The sequence below is a fragment of the Nocardiopsis sp. TNDT3 genome, assembly GCF_003427465.1.
GTDB lineage: Bacteria > Actinomycetota > Actinomycetes > Streptosporangiales > Streptosporangiaceae > Nocardiopsis > Nocardiopsis dassonvillei.
In genome coordinates this window covers 1-5,921 of record NZ_QPFC01000337.1, presented here as the reverse complement: position 1 = coordinate 5,921, position 5,921 = coordinate 1, and the positions used below count along the sequence as shown (strand labels likewise).

Annotated in this window: 5 protein-coding genes; 2 read left to right on the top strand and 3 right to left on the bottom strand. The window is 73.3% G+C overall.

Going from position 1 to position 5,921, the window contains the following annotated elements:
* Positions 1 to 22 precede the first annotated feature (22 nt).
* The 3 genes from DQW06_RS09140 to DQW06_RS09130 form a co-directional block, all read right to left on the bottom strand.
* Positions 23 to 1,372 carry a pitrilysin family protein gene (locus DQW06_RS09140; RefSeq protein ID WP_013151460.1) on the bottom strand — a complete coding sequence of 450 codons (1,350 nt, stop codon included), beginning with the start codon at positions 1,370 to 1,372 and terminating at the stop codon, positions 23 to 25.
* Between the two features lie 42 nt (positions 1,373 to 1,414).
* Positions 1,415 to 2,743, bottom strand: coding sequence for a pitrilysin family protein (locus DQW06_RS09135; RefSeq protein WP_013151459.1), 1,329 nt, complete (start codon positions 2,741 to 2,743; stop codon positions 1,415 to 1,417).
* Positions 2,744 to 2,885: 142 nt separating this feature from the next.
* Positions 2,886 to 3,554 (bottom strand): hypothetical protein, encoded by a 669-nt coding sequence (locus tag DQW06_RS09130; protein WP_071621363.1) that lies wholly within the window; start codon positions 3,552 to 3,554, stop codon positions 2,886 to 2,888.
* A gap of 125 nt (positions 3,555 to 3,679) precedes the next feature.
* Here DQW06_RS09130 and sppA point away from each other — a divergent pair, with 125 nt between their 5' ends.
* Together sppA and DQW06_RS09120 are read left to right on the top strand one after the other, a co-directional pair.
* A complete protein-coding gene (sppA, locus tag DQW06_RS09125; RefSeq protein WP_013151457.1) occupies positions 3,680 to 5,368 on the top strand; it encodes a signal peptide peptidase SppA in 1,689 nt (562 codons plus the stop codon).
* 14 nt (positions 5,369 to 5,382) lie between these two features.
* Positions 5,383 to 5,841: a flavin reductase family protein gene (locus tag DQW06_RS09120; RefSeq protein WP_041552227.1), complete on the top strand. Its 459-nt coding sequence runs from the start codon at positions 5,383 to 5,385 to the stop codon at positions 5,839 to 5,841.
* Positions 5,842 to 5,921 lie beyond the last annotated feature (80 nt).

Sequence of the window (5,921 nt, the reverse complement as noted above, 5' to 3'; positions counted from 1 at the left end):
ACGGCCGGCGCACCCGTCGGCCTCAGGTCCAGAGCGAGTCGGGGGTGCGCACCTCGACCGGGCCGACCCCGGTGTCGGTGAGCGGCTGGCGCAGGCGCTCGGCGTCGCCGACGACCACCACGACCGACTCCTCGGGGCGCAGGTACTCGGTGGCGGCGCTGTCCAGGGACTCCTTGGTGAGCCTCTCGTACCCGGCCCGGACGCGGTCCACGTGGTCCTCGGGCAGGTCGTGCACCACCATGTCGACCAGGGCCCCGGCCATGGCGCGCGCCGTGGCGTAGGTGACCGGCAGGCCCACCGTGTTGGAGTCGCGCACGGCGGCCAGCTCCTCCTCGGTGACCCCCGACTCGCGCAGCTTGGCGACCTGCTCCAGCGAGGAGGTGACCGAGTGGGCGGTGGTGTCCGCCTCGACCTGGGCGGACATGAAGAACACCCCGCTGTCGCGGCGCAGGTCGAAGCGGGACCCGGCGCCGTAGGTGTAGCCCAGGCGCTCGCGCAGCTCCAGGTTGAGCCGGGAGGTGAACATGCCGCCCAGGACCTCGCTGACGCCCTCGGCGCGCGGCAGGTCCACCTGCGAGCGGGAGGGGGCGCGGTGCGCGATGACCAGGGCGGACTGCACGGAGCCGGGCCGGTCCACGATCAGGACGCGGGGCAGCTCCCCGGGCGGCGGGGCGGGCTCGGTCGGCTCGGGCGCGCGCACGGCGGCGGCGTCGCCGAACACGGTCTTGCCCAGGTCCTCCAGGTCGATCCCGGTGAGGTCGCCGACGACCACGAGGGTTCCGGCCACCGAGGCGACGGAGTCGGCGTGGAAGGCCGCCACGGTCTCGGGGGTGACGTCGGCCAGCTTGACCGGGCCGCCCGCGAGCGGTGTGGCGTAGCGGCCGGTGAACAGCTGCCCGCCCAGGCTGCGCATGGCCAGGGTGCTGGCCGAGGCCGCCTCCAGCCAGAACCGCTCCAGCAGCTGGTCGCGGCGGCGGACGACGTCGTCGGGGTTCAGCGCGGGACGGCGCACCGCGTCGGCGAACAGGCGCACCGCCTCGGGCAGGCGGCCCGCGGGGGCGTCCAGGCCGGTGATGAAGGCGTCCCAGTTGACGCGGGAGACCCACTCGGCGCCGTGGCGCTCCAGGGCGGGCGCCAGGGAGCTGTTGCCGTTGGGACCGTCCTCCAGGACCTCGCTGGTCAGAGCACTGACGCCCATGGCGTCGAGCGGCTCGGCGGCACCGCCGTGGGGGTGCACGAGGCGGAGGGAGACGAGCTGTTGGCCGGGTACGTCGATGGCGACGACCGTGCCGCCGCCGACGGTGAGGCGGCGGGGCTTGGGAAAGGTGTAGGACGCTACGGCACCGAGGTCCGGACGCGACTTGTGCGGCATGCTCTGCGGCTCTTTCTGCGGCTTGCGGTAACGGAACCCGGATCAGGCGTCGACGGTGTCGGCCCCGGCCGCCTCGGCGGCCCCGGACTCCTCGGGGTCGAAGCGGACGACGAGCAGGTTGTCGTCGACCAGCACGCGCTCGGCGGCGGCCCGCACCTCCTCGGCGGTGATGTCGTCCCAGCGCCGGGGCCAGGTGTAGGCCAGCTCGGGGTCGTCGAACAGCTGGGTGCAGCTGCTGATGCTGTCGGCGAGCCCGGAGGGGCTGGAGATGGACTGGAGGTGGTCGCGCTCCAGGACGGCGCGGGCCCGGTCCAGCTCCTCCTCGGTGATCCCGGCGGCCAGCTTGGCGATCTCCTCGCGCATGGCCTCCTCCAGAACGTCGCCGCTGACGCCCTCGCGGGCGAGCATGTTCACCAGCATCAGGCTGTCGGTGTAGCGGAACGGCAGGATGTCGGCGGCGCCGCCGCCGTCGTCGGCGGCGATGGGGCGGTCCACCACCAGGGAGCGGTACAGGCGGCTGCCCTGTCCCTGGCCCAGGACGGCCGAGGCCAGGTGCATGACGTCGAACCCGCGCTCGCCGTAGGGGGCGACGCGGAACCCGAGGAACACCCCGGCGGCGGGCACGGTCTCGGTGACCGCGTCGCGGACCGGGCCGCCCAGCGGGGCCTCCAGGGCGGCGTCGGGCGCCTCGGGGACGCTCTCGCGGGCCGGGATGGGACCGAAGAACTTCTCCACGCGGCCCCGGACGTCCTCGGGGTCGAGGTCGCTGACCACGGTGAGCACGCAGTTGTCCGGACCGTAGTGGGCCCTGTGGAACGACTTGACGTAGTCGAGGTCGGCGGCGTCCAGGTCGGCCATGGAGCCGATGGTCGGGTGGTGGTAGGGGTGGCCCTCGGGGTAGGCCAGCCGCAGGATGCGCTCCAGGGCGGTGCCGTAGGGCTGGTTGTCGTAGCGCTGGCGGCGCTCGTTCTTGACGACGTCGCGCTGGTTGTCCAGGACCTCCTGGGTCATGCCCTCGCGCAGGGTCGCCAGCCGGTCGGCCTCCAGCCACAGGATCCGGTCCAGGGCGTGCTCGGGGACCGTCTCGTAGTAGTTGGTGCGGTCGGTCGAGGTGGAGGCGTTGATGTCGCCGCCGAGCCTCTCGACCTCCTCGAAGTGCTCGCCCTTGGCGACGCCGCCGCTGCCCTGGAACATCAGGTGCTCGAAGAGGTGCGCGAACCCCGTGCGCCCGGGGACCTCGTGCCGGGACCCCACGCCGTACCACAGGTTCACGGAGGCGACCTGGCCCGTGGAGGCCGCAGCGGTCACCAGACGCAATCCGTTGTCGAGCGTGTACTGAACGACACGTCCCGCCGCTCCGATGGTGGTCACCAGTGCTGCCCCCGATTCACGTCGCCTGCGACCGCGCCGCCCGCGCGGGCGGCCGTCGTCGTCGTAACGAGTACGACCCTACGGCCTCATCGGACCCCGGGGACACCCGATCGGGTAATCGGTCGAACCGAAACCGGGGCGGTCAGCTCTGGTACTCGCTGGTGTCCATGGACAGGGCGATCTCGTCGTACACGGCGGAGTACTGGGAGTCGGCCGACCACACGTAGAGCAGGACGTCGCTGACCGGCAGGAACCACATGCGCACCTCGAAGGTGTCGCCGTTGACGCACGCCACGTTCCACACCGAGTGGTGCGAGGTGAGGCCGTCGGCGTGGTCGGTGAAGTCGGAGACCGCGAGCTCGGCCCCCTCCACGCCGATGCCCCCGGAGGCGGCGGTGTTGAGGCTGCGGCAGCTGCCGGTGTCGGCGGCCCAGCCGCCCTCCTTGCTGAACGCCTCACCCTCGCCCGGCCAGCCCTGGGGGTGGTTCTCCGCCGCGTGCGGGGTCAACTGCACGGAGCCGTACCCGCAGGGCTCCTGTCCGGGCGGGCTCACGCAGAGCACGCCGCCCTCGTTCTGGGTCTGCCAGCCCTCGGGGACCTTCAGGGACACGCCCTCGATGCTCTCGGTGGCGAACTCCTCCGGCGCCGGGGGCTCCGCCGCGGGCAGGGGCCCGCTCTCGCCGAGCTGAAGTTCGGCCTCGCTCCCTCCGGAGCAGGCCGACAGGAGCAGCAGCGCCGCGGCAGCCGCGACCGTTCCCGTGCCGACGCGTGCGGCGCGCGCCCGCCGCCCTCGCCCGTGGATGCCCGCCATGCCGTCGTCCCTCTCGTGGATCCCGTGCTCGAACCACCGTTGACCCTAGCGCGCCCGACGACCGCATCGCCCGATTCAACCCGTTCCGGACGGCGTCCCGCACCCCGGAGCACTACGCTGGGCCCATGGTGGACCTCGCGAAGATCATGAAGACCCGACAGCGCCCCCAGGGGCCGCTGGTGCTGGAGCTGGACCTGACGGAGGGGGTCGCCGACCAGGCCCCCGGGGATCCGTTCAGCCAGATCATGAACCGGCGCAGGCAGCAGTACCTGGACGTCCTGGAGGGGATCCGCCGCGGCGCGCGCGACCCGCGGGTGGCGGCCCTCCTGGTCCGGGTGGACGCCCGGTCCCTGGGATTCGCCAAGGTCCAGGAGCTGCGCGACACCGTCGCCGACTTCCGCGCGGCGGGCAAACCCGCGGTGGCCTGGGCCGACTCCTTCGGCGAGACCGGCGAGGGCAACCTGCCCTACTACCTGGCCTGCGCGTTCTCGCGCGTGGTCATGGCGCCCACCGGCGTGCTCGGCCTGACCGGCCTGATGATGCGCACGACCTTCGTCAAGGGCGCCCTGGACAAGCTGGACGTGTCCTACGAGGTGGGCGCGCGCCACGAGTACAAGAACGCGATGAACAGCGTCACCGAGACCGGTTACACCGCCGCCCAGCGCGAGGCCAGCGACCGGATCGTCACCTCGCTGGGCGACCAGATCGTCGAGGCGGTCTCCCTGGCCCGGGGTCTGCCCCGGGAGGAGGTGCGCGCGCTGGTCTCCAAGGGCCCCTTCCTGGCCCGCGAGGCGGTCGAGCACAAGCTGGTGGACGGGCTCGCCCACCGGGACGAGGTGTACGCGCAGCTGTTCGGGGAGCTGAGCGGTGAGCCTCAGCTGCAGTTCGTCACCCGCTACCACCGCAAGCACACCGCGCCCCAGCAGCTGTCCCGCAACACCGGGGGCCACATCGCGCTGATCTCGGCCACCGGAACGATCAGCCTGGGCCGGACCCGGCGCTCGCCCCTGGGCGGCGGCACCGTCATGGGCTCGGACACCGTGGCGGCGGCCTTCCGCGCCGCGCGCAAGGACCCCCAGGTCAAGGCGGTCGTGTTCCGGGTGGACAGCCGGGGAGGCTCCCCGACCGCCTCCGACGCGATCCGCCGCGAGACCGAGCTGACCAGCAAGGCGGGCATCCCCGTGGTGGCCGTGATGGGCGACGTCGCCGCCTCCGGCGGCTACTACGTGACCCTGGGCTCGGACGCGGTCGTCGCTCAGCCGGGCACCCTGACCGGCTCCATCGGCGTGATCACCGGCAAACCGGTCCTGGGCGCGCTGAAGGAGCAGTACGGCGTGACCAGCGACTCCGTGCGCACCGGCGAGCACGCGGGCATGTTCGACACCGACCGGCCCTTCACCGAGTCCGAGTGGGAGCGGGTCAACGCGCTCCTGGACGAGATCTACGAGGACTTCACCGGCAAGGTCGCCGCCGCGCGCGGGATGACCCGCGAGCAGGTGCACGAGGTGGCCCGGGGCCGGGTGTGGACCGGCCGCGACGCCCACGAGCGCGGTCTGGTGGACGAGCTGGGCGGCCTGGAGACCGCCGTCCGGCTGGCCCGTGAGAAGGCCGGCGCGGGGCCGCTCCCGGTGCGGCCCTTCCCCCGCCCGAACCCGCTCGACCGGATCCGCCAGCACGAGTCCAGCGAGGACGTGGGTGCCTCGGGCCCGCAGACCGTGGTCAGCGCCTGGGGTCCCCTGGAGCACGTGGCCGTGGCGATGGGGCTGCCGGTCGGCGGCCCGCTGATGATGCCGGGGCTGTGGGAGATCCGTTGACGTACCTGGAAGCGATGGCCCTGCTGCCCGTCGGCGTCACGGTGGTGACCGTCGCCGACGGACGCGACGACGTGGGGGCCACCGTCAGCGCCTTCGGGTCGGTCTCGGCCGACCCGCCAGTGGTGTCGGTCAGCGTGGACGCCAGCGGCTACATGGCCGAGGTGATCGAGGAGGTCGGCGCCTTCGCCGTCAACGTGCTGGGGGGCGGCCAGCGGGCGGTGGCCGGGCGCTTCTCCGCCGAGGGCCGTCCCAGCGCGCGCCTGCTGGTGACGGACCAGCCCCACCACCGGGGAGAGCACACCCGCGCGATCGTGCTGGACGAGGCCCTGGCCGCGCTGGAGTGCTCAGTGCGCCAGCAAGTAGCGGTCGGCGACCACGTGGTCTTCTTCGCCGACGTCACCAACCTGCCGGGGGTACGGGGCGAGGGCGCGGCCCTGGCCCGCCGTTCCGGCCGGTACCGGCTGGTGGAGTAGGCGGCCGGTGCGGTGGGCGAAGGGCCGAGGCCCCGGGGGTGGGCGCGCGCGGACGGCTCACCCCCGCGGGGGGGGGGGGG

Bases quoted from the DNA above. Each gene is read 5' to 3' on its own strand.
- sppA (WP_013151457.1), top strand. From the start codon at position 3,680: ATGGTGGACCTCGCGAAGATCATGAAGACCCGACAGCGCCCCCAGGGG.
- DQW06_RS09140 (WP_013151460.1), bottom strand. From the start codon at position 1,372: ATGCCGCACAAGTCGCGTCCGGACCTCGGTGCCGTAGCGTCCTACACC.
- DQW06_RS09130 (WP_071621363.1), bottom strand. From the start codon at position 3,554: ATGGCGGGCATCCACGGGCGAGGGCGGCGGGCGCGCGCCGCACGCGTC.
- DQW06_RS09120 (WP_041552227.1), top strand. From the start codon at position 5,383: ATGGCCCTGCTGCCCGTCGGCGTCACGGTGGTGACCGTCGCCGACGGA.